General features: G+C 70.8%; 22 protein-coding genes. 16 read left to right on the top strand and 6 right to left on the bottom strand.

From position 1 onward, the window contains the following. Positions 1-27: 27 nt before the first annotated feature. On the bottom strand, positions 28-909 hold the full coding sequence (locus EXE42_RS09230; protein WP_092919647.1) for an EamA family transporter: 882 nt from the start codon (positions 907-909) through the stop codon (positions 28-30). A gap of 137 nt (positions 910-1046) precedes the next feature. Here EXE42_RS09230 and EXE42_RS09225 point away from each other — a divergent pair, with 137 nt between their 5' ends. Both EXE42_RS09225 and EXE42_RS09220 read left to right on the top strand, forming a co-directional pair. Next, positions 1047-1613 carry a DUF309 domain-containing protein gene (locus EXE42_RS09225; protein ID WP_092919645.1) on the top strand — a complete coding sequence of 189 codons (567 nt, stop codon included), beginning with the start codon at positions 1047-1049 and terminating at the stop codon, positions 1611-1613. 52 nt (positions 1614-1665) lie between these two features. Then, a complete protein-coding gene (locus tag EXE42_RS09220; RefSeq protein ID WP_092919643.1) occupies positions 1666-2469 on the top strand; it encodes a succinylglutamate desuccinylase/aspartoacylase family protein in 804 nt (267 codons plus the stop codon). Between the two features lie 40 nt (positions 2470-2509). Here EXE42_RS09220 and EXE42_RS09215 read toward each other — a convergent pair whose 3' ends face one another. After that, the gene (locus EXE42_RS09215; RefSeq protein WP_092919641.1) at positions 2510-2890 is read right to left on the bottom strand and encodes a cupin domain-containing protein; all 381 of its coding nucleotides are present in this window, start codon (positions 2888-2890) and stop codon (positions 2510-2512) included. 83 nt (positions 2891-2973) lie between these two features. Between EXE42_RS09215 and EXE42_RS09210 the strand changes: the two genes are divergently transcribed. The 3 genes from EXE42_RS09210 (at position 2974) to EXE42_RS09200 (ending at position 7352) form a co-directional block, all read left to right on the top strand. Then, positions 2974-4155 carry a CBS domain-containing protein gene (locus tag EXE42_RS09210; RefSeq protein WP_092919639.1) on the top strand — a complete coding sequence of 394 codons (1182 nt, stop codon included), beginning with the start codon at positions 2974-2976 and terminating at the stop codon, positions 4153-4155. A 76-nt stretch (positions 4156-4231) separates the two neighbouring features. Next, a complete protein-coding gene (locus EXE42_RS09205; RefSeq protein WP_137706384.1) occupies positions 4232-6289 on the top strand; it encodes a DUF460 domain-containing protein in 2058 nt (685 codons plus the stop codon). A 76-nt stretch (positions 6290-6365) separates the two neighbouring features. Beyond that, positions 6366-7352: a tyrosine--tRNA ligase gene (locus tag EXE42_RS09200; RefSeq protein WP_092919635.1), complete on the top strand. Its 987-nt coding sequence runs from the start codon at positions 6366-6368 to the stop codon at positions 7350-7352. A gap of 18 nt (positions 7353-7370) precedes the next feature. On the opposite strand, the gene EXE42_RS09195 is transcribed toward EXE42_RS09200, so the two are convergent. Further along, positions 7371-8153 carry an endonuclease NucS domain-containing protein gene (locus EXE42_RS09195; RefSeq protein ID WP_199240744.1) on the bottom strand — a complete coding sequence of 261 codons (783 nt, stop codon included), beginning with the start codon at positions 8151-8153 and terminating at the stop codon, positions 7371-7373. Between the two features lie 472 nt (positions 8154-8625). Continuing rightward, positions 8626-10968 carry a DEAD/DEAH box helicase gene (locus EXE42_RS09190; RefSeq protein WP_092919631.1) on the bottom strand — a complete coding sequence of 781 codons (2343 nt, stop codon included), beginning with the start codon at positions 10966-10968 and terminating at the stop codon, positions 8626-8628. A 206-nt stretch (positions 10969-11174) separates the two neighbouring features. Between EXE42_RS09190 and EXE42_RS09185 the strand changes: the two genes are divergently transcribed. The 8 genes from EXE42_RS09185 (at position 11175) to EXE42_RS09150 (ending at position 21138) form a co-directional block, all read left to right on the top strand. Beyond that, positions 11175-11537, top strand: coding sequence for a TRAM domain-containing protein (locus EXE42_RS09185; RefSeq protein WP_137706383.1), 363 nt, complete (start codon positions 11175-11177; stop codon positions 11535-11537). Between the two features lie 148 nt (positions 11538-11685). Next, positions 11686-17160, top strand: coding sequence for an LAGLIDADG family homing endonuclease (locus EXE42_RS09180; protein ID WP_137706382.1), 5475 nt, complete (start codon positions 11686-11688; stop codon positions 17158-17160). Further along, positions 17161-17505: a hypothetical protein gene (locus tag EXE42_RS09175; protein WP_092919625.1), complete on the top strand. Its 345-nt coding sequence runs from the start codon at positions 17161-17163 to the stop codon at positions 17503-17505. It begins immediately after the preceding gene. Positions 17506-17611: 106 nt separating this feature from the next. Continuing rightward, the gene (locus EXE42_RS09170; protein ID WP_092919623.1) at positions 17612-17950 is read left to right on the top strand and encodes a hypothetical protein; all 339 of its coding nucleotides are present in this window, start codon (positions 17612-17614) and stop codon (positions 17948-17950) included. Further along, a complete protein-coding gene (locus tag EXE42_RS09165) occupies positions 17947-18768 on the top strand; it encodes a hypothetical protein (RefSeq protein WP_241988363.1) in 822 nt (273 codons plus the stop codon). Before EXE42_RS09170 ends, EXE42_RS09165 begins: the two co-directional genes overlap by 4 nt. 60 nt (positions 18769-18828) lie before the next feature. Then, positions 18829-19674, top strand: coding sequence for a hypothetical protein (locus EXE42_RS09160; protein WP_092919621.1), 846 nt, complete (start codon positions 18829-18831; stop codon positions 19672-19674). Then, positions 19671-20321: a chromosome partitioning protein ParA gene (locus EXE42_RS09155; protein WP_137693957.1), complete on the top strand. Its 651-nt coding sequence runs from the start codon at positions 19671-19673 to the stop codon at positions 20319-20321. Before EXE42_RS09160 ends, EXE42_RS09155 begins: the two co-directional genes overlap by 4 nt. A 115-nt stretch (positions 20322-20436) precedes the next feature. After that, entirely contained in the window at positions 20437-21138 is a 702-nt protein-coding gene (locus tag EXE42_RS09150) for a peptidase (protein ID WP_092919617.1), read from the top strand. Positions 21139-21175: 37 nt separating this feature from the next. Here EXE42_RS09150 and EXE42_RS09145 read toward each other — a convergent pair whose 3' ends face one another. Continuing rightward, positions 21176-21481: a HalOD1 output domain-containing protein gene (locus EXE42_RS09145; protein ID WP_092919615.1), complete on the bottom strand. Its 306-nt coding sequence runs from the start codon at positions 21479-21481 to the stop codon at positions 21176-21178. 123 nt (positions 21482-21604) lie between these two features. Here EXE42_RS09145 and EXE42_RS09140 point away from each other — a divergent pair, with 123 nt between their 5' ends. From EXE42_RS09140 to EXE42_RS18555, 3 genes are all read left to right on the top strand, one after another. Next, positions 21605-23140 (top strand): phenylalanine--tRNA ligase subunit alpha, encoded by a 1536-nt coding sequence (locus EXE42_RS09140; protein ID WP_137706381.1) that lies wholly within the window; start codon positions 21605-21607, stop codon positions 23138-23140. Next, on the top strand, positions 23140-24921 hold the full coding sequence (pheT, locus tag EXE42_RS09135; RefSeq protein WP_137706380.1) for a phenylalanine--tRNA ligase subunit beta: 1782 nt from the start codon (positions 23140-23142) through the stop codon (positions 24919-24921). The genes EXE42_RS09140 and pheT overlap by 1 nt, the downstream gene beginning before the upstream one ends. Before the next feature lie 125 nt (positions 24922-25046). Then, positions 25047-25202, top strand: a complete 156-nt coding sequence (locus EXE42_RS18555; RefSeq protein ID WP_158293701.1) for a hypothetical protein — start codon at positions 25047-25049, stop codon at positions 25200-25202. A 79-nt stretch (positions 25203-25281) separates the two neighbouring features. On the opposite strand, the gene EXE42_RS09130 is transcribed toward EXE42_RS18555, so the two are convergent. After that, positions 25282-25920: a bifunctional 4-hydroxy-2-oxoglutarate aldolase/2-dehydro-3-deoxy-phosphogluconate aldolase gene (locus tag EXE42_RS09130; RefSeq protein WP_137706379.1), complete on the bottom strand. Its 639-nt coding sequence runs from the start codon at positions 25918-25920 to the stop codon at positions 25282-25284. Positions 25921-26046 lie beyond the last annotated feature (126 nt).

Here is a 26046-nt window from a genome sequence, read left to right as displayed (position 1 = left end):
GCCCGGTCGCGACTCCCCGCGACCGCCTTACCCCGCGATCATCGCGACGCCGACGACCGCGAGGACGGCCGCGGCGAGCCGGAGCCGGAAGTGTCGCTCGCCGAGCAGCACGCCGCCGAGGACGACCGCGACGATCGCCTGCGTGTTGATCACCGGGGAGGCGACGCTCGCGGGCAGCGCCGCGAACGCGACCGTCGTCAGGTGCTCGCCCAGCGCGACGAGCGCGCCGGCCGCGAGGAACTTCGGGGCGTCCCGGCGGGTCGCCTCGAAGGAGCTCCGGAGCGCCGCGGGGAGCAGCACGACCGCGACGCCGACGAGCAGCAGGGGCACCCACAGCGTGCCGGGGATCGCGAGCTCCTGGAGCGCCACCCGCTTGCCCACGTCGGCGACCGCGTAGCAGGCCGCGCTCGCGAGCGCCAGCTGCGCCGGCCGCGAGCGGGCGGCCCGCGCGAACGGCGCGAAGAAGCCGCCCGGCTCGTAGTTCGCGACGTACACCGCGAGCGTGGTGACGACGACGCCCGCGACTTGGACCGGCGCCAACACCTGTCCGAGCAGTCCGACCTCCAGCGGGAGGACGAACATCGGGACGACCTTGTTGATCGGCGCGACGTACGACACGGCACCCTCGTCGATGGCGCGCAGGAAGAGGACGAACGCCGCGGCCGTCCCGAGGGTCGTGACGGCGACGACGGCGAACCGCCGGGGGTCGAGGAGCCCGGCCAGGCCGGCCGCGGCGTCGCCGAAGCCGACGGTGAGGCCGGTCGCGGCGAGGAACCAGCCGAGCGCCGCGGCGTTGATCGCCACCGTCAGCGCGGCGGGGGAGTACCCGGAGAAGGCGCGCTTCAGGACGAAGAGGTACACGCCCCAGACGACGGCGGCGCCGAGCGCGGCGAGGAGTCCGGCGTCCATTCGTTCGCCCCGAGCGCGACCGGGGGAAAGAAGGGTTCGATCCGTCTCCGGACCCGGTCGGCCGGTCGCCGGCGCGAGGCGAGCGGGCGGCCCCCGCCGCGAAACGGTTAGGTCGCTCCCGCGCGAACGCCGCGCACATGGACGACCACACCCGCGACCCGGGCGTCGCCCCGCCGCTCGGGGACCCGACCGGGTGGCACGCTGGCGGCGACGCCCCGGACTCGTCCGCGGCGGGCGATGAGGACGGGTCGGCGGGCGGCCCGCCCGACGCGCAGGTGGTCGGCGGGTACTGGGAGCACGCGACGCTGCGGCGCGCGACCGAGCACGGAGTCCGGCTGTTCAACGACGGCGCCTACCACGAGAGCCACGACTGCTTCGAAAGCGAGTGGTACAACTACGGCAGCGGGACGGTCGAGAGCGCCTTCCTCCACGGGATGGTCCAGGTCGCCGCCGGGGCGTACAAGCGCGCCGACTTCGAGAACGACGACGGGATGCGGTCGCTGTTCGAGACGGCCCTCCGGTACCTCGACGGCGTCCCGGGCGACTTCTACGGCGTCGACGTCGACGACGTCCGGGAGACGCTCCGGGCCGCGCTCGACGACCCGAGCGCGGTCGACGGCTGGCGGATCACGCTCGACGACGCGCGGCCGCCCGCCTACCCGGCCGACTACGAGTACGCGGAGCGGGTGGACGAGGGGGGCTGAGGGGGTCGCCGCCGACCGAACGCCACTTATCCGCCGCGGGCCTGTGAGTCGTATGGAGATTCACGACCTGGGCGACGGGGAGCCCGAGGTCGCCGTGGTCGGCGCGATCCACGGCGACGAGCCCTGCGGCGCCCGCGCCGTCGAGCGCCTGCTCGGCGCCGACCTCGCCCCCGAGCGCCCGGTGCGGCTGATCGTCGCCAACGAGGAGGCCCTCGCGGCCGGCGAGCGCTACCTCGACGCCGACCTGAATCGGGTGTTCCCGGGCAACCGCGACGCGGCGGCCCACGAGGTGCGGCTCGCGGCCGACCTGATCGACGCGCTGGCGGGGTGTACGACCCTCGCGATCCACTCGACGCAGTCGTACGCGGAGCCGTTCGCCGTCATCGACTCGATGGACGAGGTGACCCGCGCGGTCGCGCCCCACCTCCCGGTCGACGCCGTGATCCAGACCGACGCGTTCACGGAGGGCCGGCTCATCGAACACCCGCACACGCTCGAAGTGGAGGCCGGACTCCAGGGCTCCGAGACCGCCGCCGACAACGCCTACTGGCTGGCCCGCGCGTTCCTCGCCGCGACCGGCGCCATCTCCGCGCCAGGGGCCGACGACGTGGTGGACGCCGGCGGCCGCGAGGACGTCTCGGTGTTCCGGCTCCGCGAGCGGATCCCGAAGCCCGACGCGGAGGCGTACGAGGTGTTCGCGCGCAACTTCGAGCGCGTCGAGTCCGGCGAACGGTTCGCGGCCGCCGACGGCGAACCCCTGCTCGCCGACGAGCCCTTCTACCCCGTGCTGCTGTCGCCGAACGGCTACCGCGACCAGTTCGGCTACGTCGCCGACCGGGTCGGGACGCTGGAGTAGCCGGCGCGCCACGTCGAGCGCGGTCGGGACGCCGGAGTAGCTACTCGACGAGTTCGATCGCGTCGTCGCCGTTCGGCACCGCGCAGATGAACGCGCCGGCCTCGTCGCCCGCGTTTCGGTACCAGTGTTCGACGCCCGCGGGGATGAGGAGGGCGTCGCCGGCCGAGACGGCGTGCTCCTCGTCGCCGATGCCGACGACGTACTCGCCGGCGAGGACGTACTGCTCGTGTTCGACCGCGTTGGTGTGTCGCGGGACGGCGGCGCCGGGCGCGAGCTCGAACCGCCGCATCGCGAAGGTCGGCGCGCCGTCCGACTCGTCGACGAGGACGCCCTTCGAGAGCCCCTCGGCGGCGTCGACGGGTTCGTACGAGACGTCTTCGCCGCGCTTCACGACCGGACCGGCGTGGTCTGTGTCGCTCATAGGCGTCATGAGGAGGGCCGCCTATTTAACCGATCACCGACCGAACCCGGTGACTTAACGGGTCACCGTCCGAATCCGGGGACATGCGTGGAATCAAGGTCGGCAGCGCGTTCGGCATCCCGATCCGGCTCAACTGGACCTTTCTGCTCGTCTTACCCCTCTTCGCGTACCTCATCGGCGGACAGGTCGGCACCATCGCCGAGGTGATGAACGAGACCGCCGGGCTCGGGATCGACGCCGGCGCGGTCGCGGCCGGCAACACGCCGTGGATCCTCGGGCTGTCGGCCGCGGTGGGGCTGTTCGTCGGCGTGTTGCTCCACGAGTTCGGCCACTCGCTGGTCGCGATGCGCTACGGCTACGAGATCGAGTCGATCACGCTGTGGCTGCTCGGCGGGCTCGCCAGCTTCGCCGAGTTCCCCGAGGACTGGAGACACGAGTTCTGGATCGCGATCGCCGGCCCGCTCGTCAGCGTCGCAGTCGGGGTCGCCTGCTACGGGGTCGTCCTCGTCGGGGCGGGCGGCTCCGACGCCGTCCGCTTCGTCTTCGGCTACCTCGCGCTGCTGAACGTCGTCCTCGCCGTCTTCAACATGCTCCCCGCGTTCCCGATGGACGGCGGCCGGGTTCTCCGGGCGCTCCTCGCGCGGAACCAGCCGCACGCGCAGGCGACCCAGCGGGCCGCCTCCGTGGGGAAGGTGTTCGCGTTCCTGATGGGGATCGTCGGCCTGTTCACCTTCCAGCTACTGCTCATCGTCTTGGCCTTCTTCGTCTACGTCGCCGCCTCCGGCGAGGCCCAACAGACGACGCTGAAGGCCGCCTTCGAGGGCGTCACCGTCACCGACGTGATGACGCCACGCGAGGACCTCCACACCGTGACTGAGGACACCTCCGTCGCCGACCTGATGAGTCGGATGTTCGAGGAGCGCCACACGGGCTATCCGGTCCTCGACGGCGACGACCTCGTCGGGATGGTGACGCTGGAGGACGCGCGGTCGGTCAAGGAGGTCGAGCGCGACGCCTACCGCGTCGACGACGTGATGGCGACGGACGTCGTCGGGGTCGACCCCGACGCCGACGCCCTGAGCGCGCTCCAGGCGATGCAACAGAACGGCGTCGGGCGCCTCCCCGTGATCGACGCCGACGGCGAGCTCGTCGGCCTCATCTCCCGGACGGACCTGATGACCGCGTTCAACATCATCCAGACGGGCGGCACGCCGGGCGTCATCAGCGGTCGGCGGCGGGCCGACGAGGACCCCGGAATCCTCTGAAACCGCGCGCGTCCGCCGCCGGCGGGCCGTCCGTCCCGGCGTGGGGTATATACGCGGCAACGACCTACCTCGGGGCGTGACAACCCGGACCATCCGCGCCCGCGACCGGCCGGTGTTCGGCGTCGACGTCCACAGCGGCGACGTCCGCGGTGACAGCCCCTCCTACGCCCTCGTTATCCTCGACCCCGTCGACGACGACGACCCGGACGCCCCGGACGCCGACGGCCCGATGGCTCGGGTCACTCGCGACGTGGTCTCCTTCCGGAAGCTCTGCCGACTGATCGACGACCGAGAGCCCCTCTACGTCGCCACGGACAACGCCTACGAGCTGGCGGCCGACAAGGGGGAGCTCGTCAACTTCCTCCGGTCGCTCCCGGACGGCACCCGGCTCGTCCAGGTGACCGGCGCGGAGCGCCCGGAGCCGCTCTCGCGGGTCGCCTCCCGGCACGGGATCCCGTACGGCAAGAAGCCGATGAAGGAGGCGGAGGCGGCCGCGCGGCTCGCGGCGGCCAACGTCGGCCACGAGGTGACCGCCTTCACCGACGAGACGACGGTGAAGGTGTCGCGCGGGCGATCGACCGGCAAGGGCGGGTGGAGCCAGGACCGGTACACCCGACGGATCCACGGCAACGTCCGGAAGCGGACGCGGCAGGTCCAGTCGAAGCTGAAGGAGGCGAACCTCTCGTTCGAGCGCGACGTGACCGAGAAGTACGGCGGCTACGCGAACGCGACGTTCACGGTCGAGGCCCGCCCCGAGGACATCCCCGTCTCGGGCTCGCGGGCCGGCGACGTGCGCGTCGAGGTGGAGCGCGAGCGCCGCGACGGGATCGAGTACGAACCTCTCGTGAAGCGGCGCGACCGCGTCATCGTCGGGATCGACCCCGGCACGACCACCGCGGCCGCGGTCGTCGGCCTCGACGGCACCGTCCACGCGCTCTACTCCTCGCGGACCAGCGACACGGCGGAGGTGACGGAGTGGATCGTCGAGCAGGGGCGCCCGATCATCGTCGCCGCCGACGTCGAGCCGATGCCGGAGACCGTCGAGAAGTTCCGACGCTCGTTCGACGCCGCCGGCTGGCGGCCCACGACCGACCTCCCGGTCGACGAGAAGCTCCACCGGACCCGGGAGGCGAGCTACGACAACGACCACGAGCGCGACGCGCTCGCGGCCGCGCTGTACGCCTACGACGACCACGAGGACCAGTTCGAGCGGATCGCGGCGAAGACGCCGCCCCGGCTCGACCGCGGGGCGGTGATCGCCGGCGTCGTCGCGGGCGACTCCTCGGTGGAGGCCGTCATCGAGGACCTGAGCGAGGACGACGGCGGGGACGGCGACGCGGACGGGGACGCGGACGAGGCCGACCCCACGGAGCCCGAGCGCACCGAGGAGGAGGAGACGATCCGGCGGCTCCGCGAGCGCGTCGATCGGCTGGAGTCGCACGCCGAATCGCTCGAAGACGACCTCGACGAGCGCGACGATCGGGTCTCGGAGCTGGAATCGGAGTTAGAGGAGGCGAAACGAGAAGAGCGGATCGAGGCGCGCTCGCGGCGGGCGGTCTCGCGGCTCGAACGCGAGACGGACCGGCTGGAGCGCGAGCGCGACGAGGCCCGAGAGCGCGTCGAGGAGCTCGAACGCAAGGTGGAGACGTTAAAGGAGCTGTGGCGGCTCGACCACTCGAACTTCGGCGACGTCGCGGAGGGTCGGGGGCTCGTGAGCGTGAAGGTCGTCGAGCAGTTCACGCTCGACGCGCTCGACGCCGCCGACGAGGCGTACGGGCTCGTCGCCGGCGACGTGGTGTACCTCCGAGACGCGTCCGGGGCCGGGCGCCGGACCGCGGAGCGGCTCGCGGAGACGGAGCCGCGGGCCGTGATCCGCGGCGAGGGGAACCTCTCCGACGTGGCGGACGCGGTGCTGTTCGAGCGGGAGATTCCGGTGGTGTCCGCGGACGCGGTGCCGGTCCGCGAGGTGGACGAGCTGGCGGTCGCGAGCGAGGAGGCCCTCGCCGCCGCCGTCGACGACTGGGAGGAGGAGGCAGAGGAGCGCCGGCGCGACGAGAAGGCCGAGCGGATCGACCGGATCATCTCCGAACACCGCGCGGGGCGGACGCTGCCCGAGACCGAGGAGAGCGGCTGAGGCGCACCGCCGCCTCGTTCGGGACGCGATCGCACGCATCCAGAAGTCATATGTCCGGGAACGCACACTCGGAGGTATGGACGCTCACGAGCTGATCACCCGGAACGCGGCCGAGGTGGTCACCGAAGCGGAGATCGAGGCGCTGGCCGACGACCCCGAGGGCAAGCGGGCGTACGTCGGCTACGAGCCCTCGGGCGTGCTCCACATCGGTCACATGCTCACCGCGAACAAGCTGATCGACCTCCAGGAGGCGGGGTTCGAGGTGACCGTGCTGCTGGCCGACGTCCACGCCTACCTCAACGACAAGGGGTCGTTCGAGGAGATCCGCCACACCGCCGAGCGGATGCGCGACCAATTCATCGCCTACGGCCTCGACGAGTCGAACACCCAGTTCGTCCTCGGCTCCGACTTCCAGCTGGACGACGACTACACCCTCGATCTCCACGCCTTGGAGCTAGAGACGACGCTCGCTCGCGCCGAGCGCGCGATGGCCGAGATCACCTCCGGCGACTCCGTGAAGGTGTCGCAGGCCGTCTACCCACTGATGCAGGCGCTCGACATCCCGTACCTCGGCGTCGACCTCGCGGTCGGCGGGATGGAGCAGCGGAAGGTCCACATGCTCGCGCGCGACGTGCTCCCGAGCATCGACCGCGAACCGCCGACGAGCCTCCACACGCCGCTGATCGCCGACCTCGGCACCGGCCGCGGGAAGATGTCCTCCAGCGAGGGGGTCACCATCTCGATGGAGGACTCCCGCGAGGACATCGAGTCGAAGGTGAACGACGCCTACTGCCCGCCGACGGCCGACCCCGAGCCGACCGACGACGGCGTCGAGCGCGACAACCCCGTCCTCCAGGTGTTCGAGTACCACGTGTTCCCGCGCTTCGACGCGGTGACCGTCGAGCGCCCCGAGGAGTACGGCGGCGACTTGGAGTACGACACCTACGACGACTTGGCGGCCGACCTGGAGTCGGGAGAGCTCCATCCCGCGGACGCGAAGGGCGCGCTCGCGGAGTACCTCGACCGGCTCATCGCACCGGGGCGTCAGCAGCTCGCGGAGTAGGTCGAGAGAGCCGACCGTTCAGCTGTCGTTCGGACTCCCCGGCGCTTTCCCACCGCTCGCCGTGTGTCCCCCGATTTCGCAGCTCCCGTCCAGACAACCCAGCCCGGCCGCCGTCTCGAAGACGGGGAGCCCGCAGTCGCACTCGTCGACGACGACGCCGGCGGGGAACGAGAAGGTGGTCTCGCAGTCGGGGTCGTTCTCGCAGGCGAGGTAGACGCGGCCGGGCGCGAATCGGACGCGGAGGTCGCCATCGCAGTCGGGGCAGTCCCAAACTCCGTCGAACCGGTCGCTGACGGCGTCCTCCATCGGGTCGCAGGCGGGGTCGAGACAGAGGTGGAACGGCTCGCCGCGCTCGACGCGGATCTTCGGGAGCCCGCAGTCGTCGCAGGTCGCGTCCGTGACGCTCGCGCCGGCCGGGAGCCCCCAGCGTTCCTCGCAGTCGAGGCACACCACGTCGCCCCGCGAGCGAACGAGCGGCCCGCCGTCCTCGGGGCAGGTCCCGACCGGAACGCCCGCCTCGGTGACCGGGAGCGCGCGGCTCGCGGTCGCCTCCTCCGCGACGATCCGGAGTCGGCGGGAGCCGTCGCGGGCGGTGACCGTGAACCCGTCGCCGTCGCCCTCGACGACGACGCTCTCCGGCCGGGTGAGCCACGCGACGGGCTGGTAGCCGTCGGCGTCGTGGACGAGCGTCGTGTCGTCGGGTTTGATCAGGACGACGACGCGCCCGCGATGGGTGCGGGTGCGGTCGCCGCGGTCGGTTACCTCGCAGTCGCCGGCCAACACGCGGAGTCGTTGCGGCATGGGGCGGGTGGCCGCGGTATGGGTGAAAAGCGCTCGTAGCGGGGATTTATGTGGGATACGTGGTGGGTGGCGGTGAATACTGACGGCGGGGCGAGGTGGCGAATCGCTCGAACGCCCCGGTCGGCTATTTATAAATAGTCGGCGGCGGATCGACAGCGAACACCGCCAAATCCCCAGCCGCTCGCTTATAAATTGTCGACTGCGGACCGACGGGGACTACCTCCGAAGCCCCAGCCGCGAGGGCGCCGTACGCTCGCTGCGGTCCTCGGTCGCTCGCTCCCTGCGGTCCTTACGTCGCCTACGGCGCCCTCGCGGCTGCCCCTTTGAGTCCCGCCCCACACCGAACAGCACCGCAGCCTCACGCCTCCCCAGCCTCGTCGGTCGGCGCTTAAAAACGCCGACCGACTCCCTCGCGCGTGCGACTCGCGGCCTGCGGCCGCTCGTCGGCACGCGCCACAGCTCCACGACGACCCTACTTCACCCGAACCGTCCGCGTCGCGGTGACCGGCAGCAGCGGCAGGTCCGGGAAGACGACCTCGACGGTGAACTCCAGCTCGTCGGCGTCGGGGGTGCCGAACACGCCGACCGGGACCGTCGCCTCGCCGTCGAGGTACGTCGTCGTCGCGGTCATCTCCACCTCGTTGACCGTGACCCGGATCCCCGCACGGGCGCTCCCGGAGACGGCGGTCACGGCGACCTCGCACAGCTCGTTTTCGCCGACGGCGATCGCCTCGGGGAAGTCGCCCCAGTCGACGTCGATCCGGGGACAGTCGCGCGCGGCGTCGACGATGCGCTCCGCGACGGACGCGCTCATCCCGGCGTTTTCGAGGTCCTTCGCGCCGGCGTCGACCACGTCGGCCGGGGAGGTGAGACCGGCGTCCGCGAGGCGCTCGGCGCGGCCGGAGCCGACCCCCTCGATCGCCGTGAGCGCGACCGCCTCGCGGGAGACGCCGTGTTCGACGCGCGCCTCGACGCGGCGGGCGAGGTTGGCGGCGCGCGGGCCGGCGAACCGGTCGAGGAACTCCGCGAGCGCGGCGAGCAGTCGGAGCGCGTTCTGCCGGATCACCCACGCGTCCGACCGGAGGTCCGAGGGGACCGAGTCGGCCATCCCGGCGAGCAGGATGGCGAACACCTTGCGATGGCCCTCTTCGAGGTCGGTGTCGCGACCCTCGAGGATCCGGTCGACGGCGTCCGACTCGGCCGACCGCGCCGAGACGGAGTCGAACTCGCCGGCCGACGCGACGGTCTCCAACACGGCGTCGACCGTCAGCGTCTCGCGGTCGGCGAGGCGCCGGAAGCGGCGGGCGGTGTCCAAGCGGAGGTAGTACTTCGAGGCGAGGCGCCCGAGGGCGGTCGGCTCGATGGCGAGGTCGTCGTCGGCCGCGACGAACCCGTCGTCGACGAGGGATTCGAGCGTGTCGCGCACGCGGTCGCGGAGCGTCGGGAAGTCGTACGCGTCCGGCTCCGACTCCGCGCGGACGTAGTAAAAGGTGGTCTCCAGCCACGCCATCACGTCCTCGAGTCCGCGGATGGTGCCCATCGCGATCTCGGCGTTGAGGTGCGACTCGAGGTCCGCGGCGAGCCGCGACTCGATCTCCTTGCCCTCCCGGAGCAGCTTCCGGTACTTGTCCGCGTCGGCGCGGTCGCAGACCACCCAGCCGTACCCCACGTCGTCGTACTCCGGGCGCCCGGCGCGGCCGAGCATCTGGAGCACGTCCAGCGGCGAGATGTCGGTCTCGCCCTCCAGCGGGTCGTGGTACTTCGTGTCGCGGATGACGACGCAGCGCGCGGGGAGGTTCACCCCCCACGCGAGCGTCGACGTCGAAAAGAGGAACTTGATCTTCCCCTGCTTGAACCACTCCTCGACGCGGTCGCGGTCGTCCTTCCCGAGGCCGGCGTGGTGGAAGCCGACGCCGTCGGTGACGGACTGCCGGAGCGTGTCGTTGGTCAGCTCCGTCGCCTCGTTGTGGAAGTCGTAGTCGTCCCGCGAGTCGATCGGGATGTCGCGCTCGGTGATCTCGTCGCGCGCCTTCTTGGCGGCCTGGACCGTGTCCTGTCGCGAGGAGACGAACACCAGGGCCTGCCCGTCCTCGCGGACGTGCGGCTCGGCCAGGTCGAGCGCGCGGTAGAGCCGGCGGTACTTGTCGGCGAACGCGTTCGAGCCGTGCGAGTACGTCTTCACGCCCGTTTCGAGGTCGACCGGGCGGTACTCGTCGCCGAACGCGTACGTCGTCTCCGCGGGCGCGTCGAGCCACTCCGCGACGTCGTCGATGTTCGGCATCGTCGCCGAGAGCGCGACGACGCGGGGGTCCTGAAGCCGGCGGAGCCGCGAGACGGTCACCTCGAGCACCGCGCCGCGCTTCTCGGAGTCGAGCAGGTGGACCTCGTCGATGACGACGCAGTCCACGTCGGTGATAAATGAATAGCGCGCGGAGTCGTGTTTCCGCGTCGCGCTGTCGGCCTTCTCGGGGGTCGTCACCAGCACGTCCGCGCGCTCGGCGCGCCGCGGGTTCAGGTCCCGCTCGCCGGAGACGACGTAGACGGAGTAGCCCAGCTCTTCGAACCGTTCCCACTCGCTCTCCTTCTCGTTGGTGAGCGCGCGCAGCGGCGCGATGAACAGCGCGGTGCCGTCCGCCGCGAGGGTCCGACAGATGGCGAGCTCGGCGAGCGCCGTCTTCCCGGAGGCGGTCGGCGCCGACGCGACCACGTTGTGGTCGGTCTCCAAGATTCCCGGGAGCGCCTCCCGTTGCATCCGGTTGAACTCGTCGAACCCGAAGGCGTCGGCGAACTCCGGCACCGCGTCCGCGACCTTCACGGCACACCACACCCGTGCGCGAGTCGTCGGGAACCGCGGCTGTGTCGCATCGGATCGAGAGGAGGGCCTCGGGGGCAAAGGCGTTTCTCATGCGGACGCGGCGGATCGATCCCCTCGAGGGGTCGCGGCCGCGGTCCCGGCCGGCGCTCGGAACGTCGCCGTCGCGGACCCCCAGCGTTTAGGCGACCGCGGCCGACCGCACGGGTATGATCCCCTCGTCGCCGCTCGTCGTCGGTATCGCCGCGGCGGTCGCGGTGCTCGCGCTGTTCGTGCTCGCCCGTCGGCTCCGCAGGCCGTCGGCCGACGCACGCGAGTCCAAGCGCGCGCACGACGCAGCACAGGAGCGCGACCCGCCGGTCGAGATCGGCGAGACGTACGAGTTCGGCGTCACCGAGCTCACCGACCACCACTCGGGCGAGGAGGTCGCCGTCGGCAAGGTCGAGGGGTTCGTCGTCTTCACCGAGGACATTCCGGGCGGACTCGAACCGGGCGACGTGATCCGCGCGAAGGTGCTCTCGTTCAACGAGGGCCGCACCTCCGCCGACGCGACGTTCGTCGGGCACGCGTAGCCGGGACGGGGGTACCGTCGGACCGAGGGACCGTCCGCCGGCGATCCGGTCGCCGGGCCGACGGTCGGTCCGCCGTCGCCGCCGGGCGGCCGACCACGTCCGCTCCGAACCGGAGGTTCATACGTGATGCCGACGAAGTGATGTCGCAATGGCTCAGGCCGGCACCCAGGACCTCACGGAGCGGTTCATCCAGTTCTATCGCAACTACTACCGCGAGGAGATCGGACAGCTCGCACAGCGGTATCCCAACGAGCAGCGCTCGCTGTACGTCTCCTACGACGACCTCTTTCAGTTCGACCGCGACCTCGCCGAGGATTTCCTGAACAAGCCGGAGCAGATGCGCGAGTACGCCGAGGAGGCGCTGCGGCTCTACGACCTCCCGGCCGACGTCAGCCTCGGCCGCGCGCACGTCCGCATCGAGGACCTTCCCGAGAACGTCGACATCCGCGGGATCCGCGTCCACGACGACCACATCGGGAAGCTCGTCTCCATCCAGGGCATCGTCCGGAAGGCCACCGACGTCCGCCCGAAGGTGACCGAGGCCGCCTTCGAGTGCCAGCGCTGCGGCACGATGACGTACATCCCCCAGAGCGACGGCGGCTTCCAGGAGCCCCACGAGTGTCAGGGCTGCGAGCGCCAGGGCCCCTTCCGCGTCAACTTCGACCAGTCCGAGTTCGTCGACTCCCAGAAGCTCCGCATCCAGGAGTCGCCCGAGGGGCTCCGGGGCGGCGAGACCCCCCAGTCGCTCGACGTCGACATCGTCGACGACATCACCGGCGAGGTGAGCCCCGGCGACCACGTCACCTGCGTCGGCGTCCTCCACATCGAGCAGGTCGAGCAGGGCAACGAAAAGTCCGCCATCTTCGACCTGTACATGGACGGCGTCTCCATCGGCATCGAGGACGAGGAGTTCGAGGACATGGACATCACGGAGGCGGACAAACGCGACATCATCGAGCTCTCCGAGCGCGACGACATCTACGAGGCGATGGTCGGCTCCATCGCGCCCGCCATCTACGGCTACGAGGAGGAGAAGCTCGCGATGATCCTCCAGCTGTTCTCCGGCGTGACGAAGCACCTCCCCGACGGATCGCGAATTCGGGGCGACCTCCACATGCTGCTTATTGGCGACCCTGGCACGGGTAAGTGTCTCGATGGGGACACAGATGTCATCCTCAACGATGGACGAAAGGTTCCGATACGCGATCTGGTAGAGCGGAATCTCGACGATCCGAAGCCGGTCGACGACGGCGTCTGGGACAGCGTCGACTTCGAGGTTCCTGCGCTTCAGGAGGACGGCGCTGTCGGGGCGTCCCGCGCGACGAAAGTCTGGAAGAGGGAGGCGCCAGCGGAGATGTATCGGATCGAAACGGCGTCGGGCCGTGAACTCGACGTGACGCCTTCCCACCCGCTGTTCATCCAGCGGGACGGGCAGTTCGCTCCGATCCGTGCCGAGGAACTGGAAACGGGCGAATTCGTGGCGGCGCTCACCCGACTCGACGTGGACGCCGACGACACGCTCGACGTCGATTTCCGCAGGGCACAGTCGCACAACGCCGTTCGTCTCGACGCTCCCGAACGGTGGACCCCAGCGCTCTCCCGGCTCGTCGGATACATTGTTGCTGAGGGGTACGTCGAGAAACGCAACGACCACTCGGGATTCGTTTCGATCACGAACAACGACGAGGAGGTCCTCGAAGACGCGCGGAACACGCTCCACGATCTCAACCTCGAAACGACCACCAGGAAGCCGCACGATGACAAAAGCGCGCGGGAGTTGCTGTGTTCCGCCGGTGAGTTCGTCAGTTTCCTCAACGAAATCGACGAAGCGCTACTAAAAAGCTCCGCTGAGAAGCGGATCCCACCGAGGATTGTAGGTGCATCCGACAAAATCACCGCCGCTTTCATCGAGGGATTCATCGAGGGAGAAGGTCACGTTTCTGCGTCGCAACGCGAGATAAGCGTCGCGTCGGTGAGCGAGGAGCTTCTCGAAGGACTCCGGTCGCTCCTGCTTCAACACGGGATTACATCCCAGTTACACGAGCGGCACAACGGAAGCTACCGGCTCCGTATCAGCGGCGCACAGTTCGACCGCTACGTCACTGAAATCGGGTTCGTTACCGAACGAAAACAGTCCGCAGCGGCGGAGCATCTCGAAACGGATCGGAACACGAACGTGGACGTGATCCCAAACGTCGGTCCGACGCTTCGTCGACTGCGTGAGTCGCTGGGACTGACACAGTACGAGTGCGGTGTACCACGGAGCACGTACCGACACTACGAGGCCGGAAACCGGAATCCGAGTCGGGACGCCCTCAGACGAATTGTCGACGCATTCGAGGACGCGTGTGGGTCCCCCATCGACAGCGACACCGACGCTTTCGCCAAAACAGATGGCGGATCCACCGCACGCGACGTTGCCGCGCTCGGTCAACTCGCTGAGAGCGATATTCGCTGGGATCAGATTGAGTCCATCGAGCGAGTCGAACCAGATGACGAGTGGGTGTACGATCTCGAAGTCGAGGGGACTCACAACTACGTCTCGAACGGGATCGTCTCACACAACTCACAGATGATTTCGTATGTAGAAAACATCGCGCCCCGCTCGGTGTACACCTCCGGGAAGGGTTCGAGCGCGGCCGGGCTCACGGCGGCGGCCGTCCGCGACGACTTCGGCGACGGCCAGCAGTGGTCGCTCGAAGCCGGCGCGCTCGTCCTCGCAGACAAGGGGATCGCGGCGGTCGACGAGCTGGACAAGATGGACTGCGTCACCGGCGACGCGCTGGTCTCGCTGGCAGACGGCCGCGTCGAGCGCATCGACGAGCTGGCGCGTGAGGCGGCCGAGGACGGCGACGTCGAGGAGCTCTCGAACGGGCGCCGCGTGCGCGACGTCGACCTCGACGTCTGGTCGATGGACGAGGACGGGAACCTCGTCGAGCGGTCCGTCTCCGCGGTCCACGAGTACGACGCGCCGTCGGAGCTGACCCGGGTGACGACCGAGACCGGCGAGTCATTGACCGCGACCGCCGACCACCCGTTCTTCGTCCTCGACGACGGCGAGCGGGTCGAGCGCGAGGCGGCCGCGCTCGACGACGGCGACTGGGTGTACGTGCCCCGAGAGATTCCGACGAAGGCCGCCGACGGCGCCGGAGCGGCAGCAATGGCGGGCGGCGTCGGGAGCGTCGAACCGCTCGACGATGGATCCGTCGACGCTGACGGCGTTGACGCCGCGATGGCGAGCGTCCTCGGATACCTCTCGGGCGACGGCAACGTCTTCTACGACCGCGACGAGGGCGTCTACGGCGTCCGGTTCACCAACGCGGACGACGAACTCTTAGACGACTTCGAGCGCGCGGCGCGGGCGGCGTTCGACGCGGAGCCGGTTCGACCGCCGAGCGAGAAGCGTGACGACGGCGTCGAGACGGTTCGCGTCACGGGGAAGGAACACGCCGACGCCGTCCTCGACGCGGGGATGAACCTCGGTCGGTACGACGAGAAGTGCTTCCCGACTCCCGTATCGGCCGGGAGCCGCGCAGCGAAGGCCGCGTTCGTCCGCGCGCTCGCCGACATCGAGGGGCACGTCGACGAGTCGGCGGGCAACGTCCGGATAGCGTCGGCGAGCCGGGACCTGCTGGAGGGCACGCGGAGCCTGCTCTTAGGGTTCGGCGTGTCGAGCCAGCTCCAGCACCGCGAACGAGACGGCGGCCGCGACGTGTACTACTTCACGGTGACCGACGCCGACTCGCTCGCGGCGTTCCGGCGGTACGTCGGATTCACGGCCACGCGGAAGGCGGCGGCGCTCGACCGCGTCGTCGACGCCGCGGACGGCGACCGAACGATCCTCGACGTGGTCCCGGAGGTCGACGACGTGCTCGCGCGGTGTCGCGACTCCCTCCGGCTCTACCAAAGCGAGTGCGGGCTCGACGCGGTCACGTATCACGACTTCGAGACCGGGGCCGCGAACGTCTCGCTCCACCGCGCCCGCCAAGTGCTCGCGGCGTTCGAGAACAGACTGGAGACGGCCGCCGCCGACCGCGACGCGCTCGACGAGACGCCGACGTGGGAGACGCTCTCGGAGCTACGGCGCCGATACCACGTCTCGCAGTCCGAGTTGGCCGAGGGAACGACGCTGTCCCAGCAACAGATTTCCCGCGAGTGGGGCGAGGGCGACGAGATCCGTCGGACGGTGACCGCGCGACTCCGAGAGGTCGTCGGCGAGGTCGCGAACGTCGAATTCGACGACCTCCGCGAGTTCGTTCGCGGCGACGTGAAGTGGCGCCGCGTCGAGTCGGTCGAGACGATCCCGCCGGAATCGGTCGAACACCGCGGCAAGGTACTCCGGCAGCGTCTCGCCGGCGTCATCGACGGCCCGGTCGACACGGCGGAAGACCGCGCTCGCGAACTGCTCGACCGCGGTCCGGTCGGCGAGACGCGAGCGGAGCTGTCGGCGGCGCTCGACGCGTATGAGATCAGTCAGGCGGACGTGGCGTCGAGACTGGACGTGACGCAGGCGACCGTGTCGCGCTGGCTGTCCGGCGCCGTCGAAACGGACCGACTCGACGATGTGCGCGAGGCCGTCGCGGAGGAGGTCGACGCCGTCGAAGCGGAGCTGCGGTCGATACTGACGCGGATCGAGGACGGAGAGCGACCGCGGGTGTACGATCTCACGGTCGAGGAGACGCACAACTTCGTCGCGAACGGGCTCGTCGTGCACAACTCCTCCGACCGCTCCGCGATGCACGAGGGGCTCGAACAGCAGAAGATCTCCGTCTCGAAGGCAGGGATCAACGCGACGCTGAAGGCGCGGTGTTCCCTGCTCGGTGCCGCGAACCCCAAGTACGGCCGGTTCGACCAGTACGAGCCGATCGGCGAGCAGATCGACCTCGAACCGGCGCTCATCTCGCGGTTCGACCTCATCTTCACGGTGACGGACAGTCCGGACCCGGAGCACGACTCCCGGCTGGCGAAACACATCATCAAGACGAACTACGCGGGCGAGCTCAACACCCAGCGCGAGGAGCTGGCGAGCTCGGAGTTCACCTCGGAGCAGGTGGCGGAGGTGACCGAGGAGGTCGCGCCCGAGATCGACTCGGAGCTGTTACGCAAGTACATCGCCCACGCGAAGCGCTCCTGTTACCCGACGATGACGGAGGAGGCGAAGGAGCTGATCGAGGAGTTCTACGTCGACCTGCGCTCGAAGGGCGCCGATGAGGACGCGCCGGTGCCGGTCACCGCGCGGAAGCTGGAGGCGATGGTGCGGCTCTCGGAGGCCAGCGCGCGGGTCCGCCTCTCGGACACCGTCGAGCGCGAGGACGCCGACCGCGCGACCGACATCGTCGAGTCGTGTCTCAAGGACATCGGCGTCGACCCGGAGACGGGCCAGTTCGACGCCGACGTGGTCGAGACTGGGACCTCGAAGAGCCAGCGCGACCGGATCAAGAACATCAAGGGCCTCATTGCCGACATCGAGGAGGAGTACCAGGAAGGCGCGCCGGTCGACGAGGTGCTCGACCGCGCCGGCGAGATCGGAATGGACCGGGGGAAAGCCGAGGGCGAGATCGAGAAGCTCCGGACGAAAGGCGAGGTGTACGAGCCCCAGCAGGGCCACCTCAGGACGACGTAGATGGACCGCATCTCCGCGATACGGAACGTCGAGGACGCGCTCCGCGAGTTCGAGAACGGCGAGGCCGACCTCGCGGCCACGGAGCGGCGCGTCGCGGCGGTGCTCCGGACGTACGCCACCGAGTTCGACGGCGACGACGACGTGTACCGCGCCGTCGGCGACGACCCCGTCGACGGCACCGTGGTCGTCGCGCCCTCTGAGCCGGCCGCCCGCGAACGCGTCCTCGCGGCGAGCGACGTCGACGGCGAGACGCACGATGGTGACCGAGAGGAGGACGGTGATCCGGAGGAGGACGGTGATCCGGGCCGCAGTGAGAGGCCGGCGTTCGACGTGGAGCGGTTCTGACTGCGGATCTCGGAACCAGGCCGGAACGGTTTCGTCGCGGTCGCTGAAGGCGGCTGAAACGTTCCGGTCCGGAACGGCTAAATTCCGTAACCGACCAGCGCCGGGCGTGTTGTTGGTCGTGACGTATTCGGCGGCCGCTCGAACCGGCCTCCGGAACCTGTGTCGCCGCCACGAGTCGGTCGTCGCCCGGCGGTTCGGGCGGGCCGCCATGCTCGACGAGACGGTGTACGCCGCGTTCCTCGCGCTGCGGCTGCGGGAGTCGCACGGCGGAGCCGTTCAGATAGAACGCACCGAACCGTTCAACGAGTTCGTCGCCGTCGACGAGCCGGTCCGGGAAGCCGCCGCGGCCTACGCGGACCGGTCCGCGAAGGCGACGCCGTACGCCGCCTTCGCCGCGGGAACGGATCACCCGGATCCCGATACCATGCGCGAACGAGAGCTGTGACCGAAACCGATCCGGCACCGGTCGGTTCGAACGGAGACGGCGCTGACGACCCCGTCGCGGGTCGGCCGGAACCGGTCGAGGTCCTCGGACGGTTGCCCACCGACGCGGGGATCCGGCGTCAGCTCGCCGCGACCGCGCGTTCGCGAGGGATGACCGCGTCGGTCGCGGACGAGATCGACGAGATCGAAGGGGAGCTCGCGGCGATCGAGATCGACCCGGTCGATCTGACCGCGGCGCGGCGACGGGTCGCGGAGACGACCGGCGAGACCGATCGACTGAAGGAACGCGTCGCGACGCTGCGCGGCGACGCGCGAGCGCGTCGCGCGGTCGACGCCGAGGCGGACGAGACGCTCGACGACCTAGAGGCGGCGGCCGCGGAGCTTTCGGCCGCACAGACCGAAGTGATCGCCGCCGAACAGGCGCTCGAACGAGCGAGGGGCGAGGCAGCCCGCGCCCGCGACCAGCGTCGGCGGCGACTGCGGCTCCGCGACCGCCTCCGGAACCGGCTGTGCGACGCGCGGAACGAACTCGTCGAGGCGGTGTATCCGGCGTTTCGGCGGGCCCTCGCGGTCGTCCCGCGCGGCGACCCGAGCGCGGCCGGACAGGGCCCGAACGGGTACGACGGGAGCCGGATCGCGGCGTCGCTCGCCGCGGTCAGGATCGCGGCGCTCGACGGCGCCGTCGAACTGCGCGGCGACGCGGCCCGAGCGGTCGAGTCGGCGGACCGGAGCGCGCGGTCGCTGCTTCGGACGGCCGACGTTCGCGTGGGGGACACCGCCGGCGAGGGGGAGAGATCCGGCGACGCGGGCGGGCGCTGAACCCCGTCGAATGCGGCGGTCCGCCCCGACCCTTATATGCGATTCCGCGGCAGCCGACCCATGGAACTCGACTGGTCCGTCGACCGGGAGGGAGACGCCTCGCTCGTCGGATGCCGGGTGCGAAACGACGGCGCAGTCCCGCGGCGGGTCCGGATCGAGAGCCGGCTCGACGCCCCGGCGCTCCCGCCGCGGCGAGGCGGCGTCGCCGAGGCGGGGTGGGACGCCGCGGGCGTGACCGCGGTGATCGACCCGGGCGAACGGGCGGCGTTCGGCTTCGCCGCGCTCGCTGAGCCGGTCGAGCCGCCGGTCGAGCTCGCGAGCGTCGAGCCTGTGAGACCGGTCGACGACGACGGTTCCGGGGCGATCGAAGCCGGAGACGACGTCGCGCGGGCGGCGGTGCGCGACCTCGACGATCACCGCCCACCGCGGCGCGCGGCGGCCGGCTCGGAGAGCGAGCGGAACCGCGACGGCGAGGGGATCGATCGCGACGTGGAAGCGACGGAGCGAGACGGGAACGAGGCCGAGGACGACGCGGCCGAAACCGATCGAGACGGAAGCGAGGCCGACGGAGACGCCGAGGGGAACGGGTCGGCGGACGGGAACGGTCTCGGTCGACCGGCGGCCGACGAACCGGGGCCGAGCGCGGCGGGTCCCGGCGAGCTCGACGCGTGGTTCGCGGCTGTCGAGGCGCGGGTCGAGCGGGCGGAACGGCTGACGGACGCGGATCTCGCGACGGCGACCGACGTCGTCGAGGAGGGCGGCGGTCTCGACGCGCTCGGACGGCTCGACGAACGCGTCGCGGCCGACGCCGAACGCCTGAAGGCGGTCCGGGACCGCGCCGCGGCGCTGGCGGAACGGGCTGAAGAGAGCGACGTGCCGACGGAAGCGCTGGAGGCGCTGGCGTGATCCTCGCCGTGGCGGGCGGAAAGGGCGGCGTGGGGAAGACGACGCTCGCGTACAACGTCGCCGCCGAACTCGACGGCGTCGTCGTCGACGCGGACCTCGGGATGGCCGACCTCCCGGGGGGACGGGGCCCGGACCTCCACGACGTGCTCGCCGGCGCGGCGGACCCGATCGAGACGGTCCGGCCCGGACCGGTCGACGTCGTTCCGTGCGGGCGGACGCTTGCCGGCGCGCGGGCGGCCGACCTGGTGCGGCTGAGCGAAGCGGTCGCGGCGGTCGAACGCGAGTTCGGCACCGTCGTCCTCGACTGTCCCGCGGGGCGCCGCGCCGACGCGGGCGTCCCGCTCGCGGTCGCGGACGCCTGCCTCCTCGTCGTCTCGCCGCGGGCGTTCGCGCTGGCCGACGCGATCCGGACCCGGGAGCTCGCGCGCGAGCTCGACGCGGGGCTGGTCGGTTGCGCGGTCAACCGAGTGACCGAGCCGCCGCCCGTCGAGCCGATCGGCGACGCGCTCGGCGCCCCGGTCGAGGTGGTGCCGGCAGATCCCCGGGTCGCTCGGTCCGTCGAGGCGGAACGGCCGATCGCGGCCGCCGCGCCCGACAGCGAGGCCGCGGCGGCGGTCCGGGCGCTGGCGCGACGCGTTCCGGAGTGAGCCGCGAACGGGCGCGCGGGGCGTCGACCGAAGGCGAGTTCGCTCGGCGTCGGGGTTGCCGGGAGGCGTCGCGACACCGCGTCCTTTTAGCCGGGCCGAGCCGTCGTCGAGAGCGATGATCAGGGTCGCGTTCGTTCTCGTCGTCGCCGTCCTCGCCGCGCTCGCGGTCGCGGTGGGTCCGCTGTACGCCGCCGACCGCTTTCGGGACCTTCGGGAGCCGACGGACGCGGAGCGCGCGCAGATCGCGGCGCTGGCGGAGCCGGGCGGGCTCGACGTCGACCGGATCGCGATCGAGTCGGTCGGGGGGTCCGGCGACGGCGAGGCGAGCGACGGGAGCGGATCGGCGGCCACCGGTCCGGCGGAGGTCGGGATTCGAGGCCCGCCTCGTCGACGGGTGCTGTTTCTGACCGAAGACGTGCTAACGGACCTCGACGAGGACGTCGCGATCGGGCTGTTCGCGGCAGAGGCCGGCCGGGCCGCGACGTACTACGCCGAGTTCCGCGCCGTCGCCGTGGGGGGCGTGCTGGCGGCGCTGGCGGCGGTCGTCACGGCGCTCGTCCCGTTCGAGTCTGGGTTCGCCGCCGTCGTCGCCGTGGGTGTCGTCTCCTTCTGGGCCGGCCGCCGGGTCCAGTACGCGGCGGACGCCCGCGCCGCCGACGCGGTCGGGGCCGAGCGCGTCGCGGACGCGTTCGAGCGCGTCGCGGAGCGCCGCGGAGTCGAGCCGGAAACCGGCGACTGGTCGACGTGGTTCGAGGTTCAACCGCCGCTCGGTGACCGGATCGCGCGGCTCCGCGAACGGGCGTCGGACGAAGGGTAGCAGGGGGATCGGGTCGTGTCGAGTCGCCGGCGTCGACTCAGTTCCCCGACCGCCGAGCGACGGCGGAGTCGGGACCGACGCGGACCTCGTAGCCCGCGACGATGAGCGAGACGTCGACGTCGGCGTCGGAGCGGTCGGTGACGAGCGCGTTCAGCGCGTCGGGGTCGACGTAGTCGTACAGCACCACGCCCTCTTCGCGTAAGTCGGCGGGGGCGACGCCGACGAGTTCCGCGATCGCCTCGACGACGGCGAGGCTGGGACTGGGGCCGCTGCCGCCGTGACGGACGCGCGCCGTCTCTGGAACCGAACCGGATCCGTCCGAGCCGGCCGTTACGCTACTCATAGTCGTTCTCACACGAGTACGAGTCATAAACCGATCGGTTAATTTATCAAAAATGATTACGGGCGGCGCGTCTCGGTCCCGGAACCGTTACCAACCAGCCGCACGCGTGTAGAGACAACTCGAATGCGACTCCCGGAACGACAGCTCGCGGTCCTCGAGGCCGCGAGCGCGACGGACGACCGAACGGTGGCGGAGATAGCCGCGGCGACCGACCTGAAGCCGGAGACGGTCGCGGGCGCGGCCTTCGACCTGGCCGACGACGGGCTCGTCGAGGTCGCCTCGGTGACCGACGAGAGCCTCGAACTCACCGACGAGGGGCGGAGCTACGTCGACGAGGGACTCCCAGAGACCCGGCTCTACCGAGCCGGCCTCGACGCGGGCGCCGACGCCGAACCGGCCTCGATGGGCGCGGTCATCGGCGGGGCCGACCTGGACGGGCCCGAGGTCGACATCGCGCTCGCGAACTTCGCGCGCAAGGGGTTCGGGAGCGTCGACGGCGGCGAGCTCTCGGTCGACCCCGACGCCGACCTCGACGCCGACCCGGAGGCGAGGGCGCTCGCGGCGCTCGCGGAGGCCGACCGCGAGGGGGCGGCGCTCGACGCGAGCGACCTCGACGTCGACGGCGCGGTGATCGACCGGCTCGACTCGCGCGGACTGCTCGCGGTCGCGGAGTCGGTCACCCGGACGGTGACGCTCACCGACGACGGCGTCGACGCGCTGATGACCGGCGTCGAGGCGACCGAGACGGTGGGCGCGCTCACGCCGGAACTCCTCGCCAGCGGCGAGTGGCGCGACGCCGAGTTCGCCGAGTACAACGTCGAGGCCGAGGCCGAGACGGCCCGCGGCGGCCGGAAACACGTGCTCCGCCGGACCGCCGACCGCGTGAAGGACGTGCTGGTCGGGATGGGATTTTCGGAGATGGAGGGCCCCCACGCCGACGCCGACTTCTGGATCAACGACTGCCTGTTCATGCCCCAGGACCATCCGGCGCGGACCCACTGGGACCGGTTCGCGCTCGACGTGGACCCGATGGAGGAGATCCCCGAGGAGCTGATCGACCGCGTCGAGTCGGCCCACCGCGACGGGTGGGGCGAGGACGGCGACGGCTACCACTCGCCGTGGTCGCAGGACTTCGCGCGGGAGGTCGCGCTTCGCGGCCACACCACGTCGCTGTCGATGCGGTACCTCTCCGGGGTCGCGGGCGCCGAACTGGAGCCGCCGCAGCGCTACTTCTCGGTCGAGAAGGTGTACCGCAACGACACCCTCGACCCGACGCACCTCCTGGAGTTCTTCCAGATCGAGGGGTGGGTGATGGCCGAGGACCTCTCGGTGCGCGACCTGATGGGCACCTTCGAGGAGTTCTACCGGCAGTTCGGAATTACGGACATCCGGTTCAAGCCCCACTACAACCCCTACACCGAGCCCTCCTTCGAGCTGTTCGGTGAACACCCGGAGACGGGCGAGGAGATCGAGATCGGGAACTCGGGCGTCTTCCGCGAGGAGGTCACCGGCCCGCTCGGCGTCGACTGCGACGTGATGGCGTGGGGGCTCGCCCTTGAACGGCTGGCGATGCTCACCACCGGCGCGGAGGACATCCGCGACCTCCACGGAACCTTAGCCGACATCGACTTCCTGCGGAACGCGGAGGTGAGCTACTGATGCCCGTCGTCGACGTCGACCCCGACGAGCTCCGCGAGCTCACCGGCCACGAGGAGAAGGACGACGATGAACTCAAAACCGACCTGTTCGGGCTCGGCTTGGAGTTCGAGGGAGAGACCGACGACGGGATGTTCCAGTTCGAGTTCGCGCCCGACCGACTCGACCGGCTCTCCGTCGAGGGGGTCGCCCGCTCGCTTCGGTACCACTACGGCGACGCCCGCGGCGTCTACGTCCCGAACACGAACGACCCCGAGTGGACCATCGAGGTCGACGAGTCGGTTCCGGACGAGCGCCCGTACGTCACCGGCGCCGTGGTCCGCGGCCTCGATATGGACGAGGCGGCGCTGGAGTCTCTGATCCAGCTCCAGGAGAAGCTCCACGCGACGATGGGCCGCGGCCGCGCGAAGGGCGCGATCGGGATCCACGACCTCGCGATGGTGAAGGGCGCGCCGCTCCAGGAGGGCGCGGAGCCGTCGATCACCTACCGCGGGGTCGACCCCGACGGGGATACGTTCGTCCCGCTCGACGCGAACGACGAGCTGACCCCGAACGAGGTCTTGGCGGAACACGACACGGGGACGACCTACGCGGACCTCGTGACGGATCTCGACCGGTATCCCGCGATCTACGACGAGCTCGGGCTGTTCTCGTTCCCGCCGGTGATCAACGGGAAGCGCACCGAGGTGACGACCGGCTCGCGCGAGCTGTTCGTCGAGCTCACCGGCACCGACCAGTGGACGATAGACCGGATGTGCAACATCATCTGTTACGCGCTGTCGGCCCGCGGGGCGACGATCGAGTCGGTCGAGGTGAACTACGCCGACGGCGCGACGCACCCGAGCGAGTACGGCCGCGAACTGGTCCGTCCCGACCTCGACGTCGACGAGAAGACCGTCTCGCACGACCGGATCGAGACGCTGCTCGGCGTCGAGTTCGAGCCGGAGGAGGTCGTCGACTGCTTCGAGCGCGCCGGCCTCGACGCCTCCTACACCCTCGACGAGGATGTGTCCTACGAGGTGGAGATTCCGCCGTACCGCGTCGACGTGCTCCACCCGCTCGACCTGGTCGACGACGTGGGGCGCGCGTACGGCTTCGACAACTTGGAGCCCCGCTACCCCGACGTGGGCACCGTCGGCGGGCGCCACGAGCGCTCGCGGTTAGAGGACGCGGTCCGGACGAGCCTCGTGGGGCTCGGCTTCGAGGACCTGCTGAACTTCCACATGACGAGCGGGACCGAGAACTACGACCGGATGCGGATCGAGCCGGGGACCGGCGGCGCCGCGGTCGCCGACGCGGGCGAGCCGAACGCGAGCGCCGGCGTCTTCGGCGGCGGCGACCCCGTCGAGATCACCGAGCCGTACAGCGAGGAGTACACCCAGCTGCGCACGTGGGCGCTCCCCTCGCTCGTCATGCTGTTGGAGCGGAACACCCACAACGCCTACCCGCAGGACGTCGCGGAGGTCGGCTTCGTGGCCGAGCGCGACGACGCCGAGGACACGAACGTCGCCGAGTTCCGCCACGTCGCCGGCGCGGTCGCCCGGCGCGACGCCTCCTACGAGGCGGCGAAGGGGCGGCTCCAGGCGCTCTGTAACGACTTCGACGCCGACCTGGAGACCCCGCGGACCGAACACCCCTCGTTCATCGAGGGCCGCGCCGCCGCCGCCGTGATCGACGGCGAGCGCGTCGGCGTGATCGGTGAGCTCCACCCCGCGGTGCTCGTCGAACACGACCTTGAGGTGCCGGTCGCGGCCTTCGAGTTCGGCCTCGACGCGCTGCGGTAGGCGCCGCGCGGGGGCGTGTCGACCGCGCGGTCGCCGGAACTTCCGTTTCGTCGGTTCCGTGATGAATTATCACAGGTCTGACTCCGAGCAGAAGACATATACCCGTCTTGACGTAGTGGGCGGCTATGAACTGTGAGAGATGCGGTATCGACGCCTCGCTCACGCATCGAGACGTCGACGGGTTCGCGTACTACCTCTGTGAGGCCTGTCTCCGGGGCTGGGACGCGGTGCGGTCGTCGTCGCCCGACGCCGCGGACGAGAGCCGCTCGCCGGCGCGGTAGGCGACGACCCGGCCGAGACGACGCTCGAACGGGCGACGCGAGCCGGGCGAGCGTCGCCGAGCGCTCCCGAGCGTCCCCCTCACTCCCGCGCGGCGGAGACGGCGTCGAGGACCGCGCGCGCATTCGCCCGGATCGCGTCGAAGTCGTCGGCGGCGATCGCCTCGCCGTCGACGATCCCGCTGCCGACGCCGACCGCGACCGCGCCCGCGTCGACGTAGTCGCCCGCGTTGTCCGCGTCCACGCCGCCGGTGGGGACGAGCGGGACCTGCGGGAGCGGGCCGCCGATCGCCGCGACGTGGTCCGGACCGCCGGTCTTCGCGGGGAACACCTTCACGAGGTCGGCGCCGGCCTCGAAGGCCGAGAGCGCCTCGGTCGGCGTGTACGCGCCGACCGCGATCGGCGTTCCGTAGCGGTTCGCCGTCCGGATCACTTCGCGGTTCGCGGTCGGCGTCACGAGGAACTCCGCGCCGGCGAGCTGCGCCGCGCGCGCGGTCTCCGCGTCCAGGACGGTCCCGGCGCCGACCAGCGCGTCGTCGACGCGGTCGGCGATCGCCTCGATCGACGCCGTCGCGTTCGGCGTGTCCGCCGTTACCTCGAGCGCCGTCACGCCGGCGTCGACGACGGCGTCCGCGACCGCCACGGCGTCGTCCCGCGCCACGCCGCGGAGGATCGCGATCACTCCGCCGTCCGTGATCCGGTCGAGTCGGTCGGTTCGCATGCGTTCCCCTGCTCGCCGCGGGGGCTTAAATCGGGGCGTGTCGCGGTCGCGTCGACGCCCGCGGCGCGGCCGCACACACCCGCTATTTAAGTGAGGGACGGGCAACTACGACCGTGGCGACGGACC

The organism is Halorubrum sp. SP3 (assembly GCF_005435195.1).
Lineage (GTDB): Archaea > Halobacteriota > Halobacteria > Halobacteriales > Haloferacaceae > Halorubrum > Halorubrum sodomense.
Note: the sequence above shows the minus strand (reverse complement) of the source record. Positions and strands in the feature narration are given on the sequence as shown.

Bases quoted from the DNA above. Each gene is read 5' to 3' on its own strand.
- EXE42_RS09230 (WP_092919647.1), bottom strand. From the start codon at position 909: ATGGACGCCGGACTCCTCGCCGCGCTCGGCGCCGCCGTCGTCTGGGGC.
- EXE42_RS09225 (WP_092919645.1), top strand. From the start codon at position 1,047: ATGGACGACCACACCCGCGACCCGGGCGTCGCCCCGCCGCTCGGGGAC.
- EXE42_RS09220 (WP_092919643.1), top strand. From the start codon at position 1,666: ATGGAGATTCACGACCTGGGCGACGGGGAGCCCGAGGTCGCCGTGGTC.
- EXE42_RS09215 (WP_092919641.1), bottom strand. From the start codon at position 2,890: ATGAGCGACACAGACCACGCCGGTCCGGTCGTGAAGCGCGGCGAAGAC.
- EXE42_RS09210 (WP_092919639.1), top strand. From the start codon at position 2,974: ATGCGTGGAATCAAGGTCGGCAGCGCGTTCGGCATCCCGATCCGGCTC.
- EXE42_RS09200 (WP_092919635.1), top strand. From the start codon at position 6,366: ATGGACGCTCACGAGCTGATCACCCGGAACGCGGCCGAGGTGGTCACC.
- EXE42_RS09195 (WP_199240744.1), bottom strand. From the start codon at position 8,153: ATGCCGCAACGACTCCGCGTGTTGGCCGGCGACTGCGAGGTAACCGAC.
- EXE42_RS09185 (WP_137706383.1), top strand. From the start codon at position 11,175: ATGATCCCCTCGTCGCCGCTCGTCGTCGGTATCGCCGCGGCGGTCGCG.
- EXE42_RS09180 (WP_137706382.1), top strand. From the start codon at position 11,686: ATGGCTCAGGCCGGCACCCAGGACCTCACGGAGCGGTTCATCCAGTTC.
- EXE42_RS09175 (WP_092919625.1), top strand. From the start codon at position 17,161: ATGGACCGCATCTCCGCGATACGGAACGTCGAGGACGCGCTCCGCGAG.
- EXE42_RS09160 (WP_092919621.1), top strand. From the start codon at position 18,829: ATGGAACTCGACTGGTCCGTCGACCGGGAGGGAGACGCCTCGCTCGTC.
- EXE42_RS09150 (WP_092919617.1), top strand. From the start codon at position 20,437: ATGATCAGGGTCGCGTTCGTTCTCGTCGTCGCCGTCCTCGCCGCGCTC.
- EXE42_RS09145 (WP_092919615.1), bottom strand. From the start codon at position 21,481: ATGAGTAGCGTAACGGCCGGCTCGGACGGATCCGGTTCGGTTCCAGAG.
- EXE42_RS09140 (WP_137706381.1), top strand. From the start codon at position 21,605: ATGCGACTCCCGGAACGACAGCTCGCGGTCCTCGAGGCCGCGAGCGCG.
- pheT (WP_137706380.1), top strand. From the start codon at position 23,140: ATGCCCGTCGTCGACGTCGACCCCGACGAGCTCCGCGAGCTCACCGGC.
- EXE42_RS18555 (WP_158293701.1), top strand. From the start codon at position 25,047: ATGAACTGTGAGAGATGCGGTATCGACGCCTCGCTCACGCATCGAGAC.
- EXE42_RS09130 (WP_137706379.1), bottom strand. From the start codon at position 25,920: ATGCGAACCGACCGACTCGACCGGATCACGGACGGCGGAGTGATCGCG.